We start from the raw sequence: 2,658 nt of genomic DNA on the forward strand, positions 1-2,658 counted from the left end.
TGCGCCGTCACCACCACCGTCCACGGCGTGCCCTCCACCCGCGCGTGCGCCACCACCATCCGGCGCCCCGTGTCGTCGAAAACCTCCAGCAGGCCCTCCGGCCGCTTCAGCGCGTCCGGCCTGACCAGGTCCAGCACCGGCGCCCGGGAGAGCACGTCCCCCCGCTCCGTCTCACGCAGGAGGCTGCCATCCCGGTGGTCGAAGATCTCCACCTGGTAGCCGGGCGAGGCGAGCGTCGGCTGCAACCCCAACCGCCGCAGGGACAGCCCGCCCACCAGGAAGGCGCGCCGGCCGGCGCCCAGGTCCATGGGCACGGTGAAGACGATGTACGGCTCACCGGAACGGGTGACGAAGGGCCGCGACAGCCGCACCTCGGCGCCGCCCTTCACCGCGTCCTGGAAGTAGGCGCGGTGCGCGAAGTTGCCGTTCGCCCGGTTGAGCCGCACGGAGGGCATCAGCGTGTCGCCGGCCTCATCCAGCAGCCAGGCCGCGTCGAACAGCCCGGACTGGCCCTCCAGCAGCGCCAGCCGCTCCCGGATGCCCTCGCGGTTGCCCTCCCGCACCAGGGAGAGGAAGCCCGGCCCCTGGCTGTACACGCGCAACAGCGAGCTCGCCAGGGCGGCCGTCTGCTCCAGCCACGCCGTCTCCGCGGCCACCGCCTGCTGCGCCTTGCCGTGCAGCTCCGCCTCCAGCGCCTTCTGCGCCAGGTACGACGCCACCGCGCCCACGCCCACGATGGGCACCACCGACGCCAGCGCCATGCCGCGGAGCAGCCGCCAGGCGGACCCCTCCAGCGCCGGCCACCGGCGCACCCCCGCCACCAGCGCGCACGTCAGCGTCAACACGGCGTACACGCCCATCCCCGCCCACGAGCGCCGCGACGCCACCCCGGCCGTCATGTTCAGGAACAGCAGGGCCAGGCCCGCCAGCGCCAGGCGGCACGGGAGCGGCTTGCGGCGCCACAGCGCCACGGCGAGCAGCGTCCCCAGCAGGACGAAGAGAACCCCCACCCACCGCACATAGGGCCCCATCGCCGCCAGGCCGAAGCGCACGAAGTCCTGGGGCACCCAGACCATCAGCGCCCCGAAGCACAGCGCCACGCTGGACAGGAACACCAGCAGCAGGCCCTGGCCCCGGCGCAGGGTGAGCCGCTCCGTGACGAACAGGGCCATCAGCAGCAGGTAGAGGACGGTGCCCGTGGGGCCCACGGACAGGACGCAGACCCTCCACCAGTAGACCGCCAGCGCCGCCAGCACGAACGCGCGCCCCACCCGGCCCACGAAGGCGGGCCAGGCCGGGTACATGAGCGCGACGAGCATCATCCCCGCGCCGACGAGGAGCACGCTCCCCAGCAGCCGGATGTGCGGATAGATGAACTGAAAGAGGACGGCGCCGAACTCATAGGGCACGAACACCATCGAAGTGCCCACGACAAGGCCGACCGCTGCCGCGACCCACTCCACACGTGCCCGCTCCAGGAGTTCCACGGCGGGCACCCTGACACAACCCGCCCGCGGGCGCCGGGCGGGTGCCAGCGGAAAGGGCCGTTCGTCCGGTGGCTATCTTCGCCGCCAGGCGTCCAGCAGGTGGCCCACCACCGCATCCACACCGACATCCCGTGTGACCTGCGTGAAGACGAAAGGGCCCTCGCCGCGCATCCTCCGGGCGTCGCGCTCCATCACGCCCAGGTCCGCCCCCACGTGCGGTGCGAGGTCCGTCTTGTTGATGATCAAAAGGTCCGACTGCGTAATTCCCGGCCCGCCCTTGCGAGGCACCTTGTCCCCGCCGGCCACGTCGATGACGTAGACCGTGTAGTCCGCGAGTTCGCGGCTGTACTGGGCGGCCAGGTTGTCGCCGCCGCTCTCCACGATGAGCAGCTCCGGGTGCAGCTCCTCCATCAGCTGCTCCAGCGCGAGCAGGTTGTGGCTGATGTCCTCGCGGATGGCCGCGTGGGGGCAGCCGCCCGTCTCCACCGCCTTGATGCGCTCCGGGGGCAGGGCCTGGTTGCGCACCAGGAACTCCGCGTCCTCCCGGGTGAAGATGTCGTTGGTCACCACGCCCAGGCGGTACCGGTCGCGCAGCTTCCTGCACAGCGCCAGCACCAGCGCCGTCTTGCCGCTGCCCACCGGGCCGCCAATGCCAATGGTGAAGGCGCGCTGGGAATAGTCCCGCCGGTGCGGCTTGTCGCGCGCGTCGAAGTGGCCCGGGTGGTCCCAGTCCTCGTGCGTGTGCTCGTGCCCGTCCTGCCCATGGCCGCGGTGGTCGTCGTCGTGCATGTCGCGATTCCTTTCGTGTCGGGTTTCAGGACTGGAACAGCCGGGAGTACAGCCGGTCGTGGGTGGCGCCCACCAGGTCCCAGAGCGGCGCGGGCTGGGCCAGGTCCTCCACGCCCAAGGACTCGCATTGCTCCAGGACGGCATCCAGCAGCGGCGTGGCCGCGTGCTGTACCTGGTGGGACTCATGCGTGCCGATGACGCCCATGCGCACGCCCGCGGACAGCGCGCCCCGCAGGGTGAGCGACAGGAAGAGGCGCTGCGCGTCCTCCCGCTCCACGTCCAGCGCGCGCAGCACCGCGCCGGACGCGGGCGCGTGGTGGAACCTCACGCCGGCCGCGCGGGCCGCCTCGCGCACCGGGCCCACGGCCTCCGGGAAGATGCG

Annotated in this window: 2 protein-coding genes and 1 pseudogene; all 3 read right to left on the reverse strand. The window is 72.1% G+C overall.

Features of this window, described 5'->3' with window-relative positions; genetic code table 11:
* Positions 1-1,430, reverse strand: a pseudogene (locus ACLEQD_RS40930) (sensor histidine kinase); the annotation flags it as partial.
* Between the two features lie 129 nt (positions 1,431-1,559).
* Entirely contained in the window at positions 1,560-2,276 is a 717-nt protein-coding gene (gene ureG, locus ACLEQD_RS40935) for an urease accessory protein UreG (protein ID WP_410391344.1), read from the reverse strand.
* 25 nt (positions 2,277-2,301) lie between these two features.
* On the reverse strand, positions 2,302-2,658 hold a 357-nt coding region (locus tag ACLEQD_RS40940; protein WP_410391345.1), incomplete at its 5' end, for an urease accessory UreF family protein.

Source organism: Corallococcus sp. 4LFB, assembly GCF_046520365.1.
Classification (GTDB): domain Bacteria; phylum Myxococcota; class Myxococcia; order Myxococcales; family Myxococcaceae; genus Corallococcus; species Corallococcus caeni.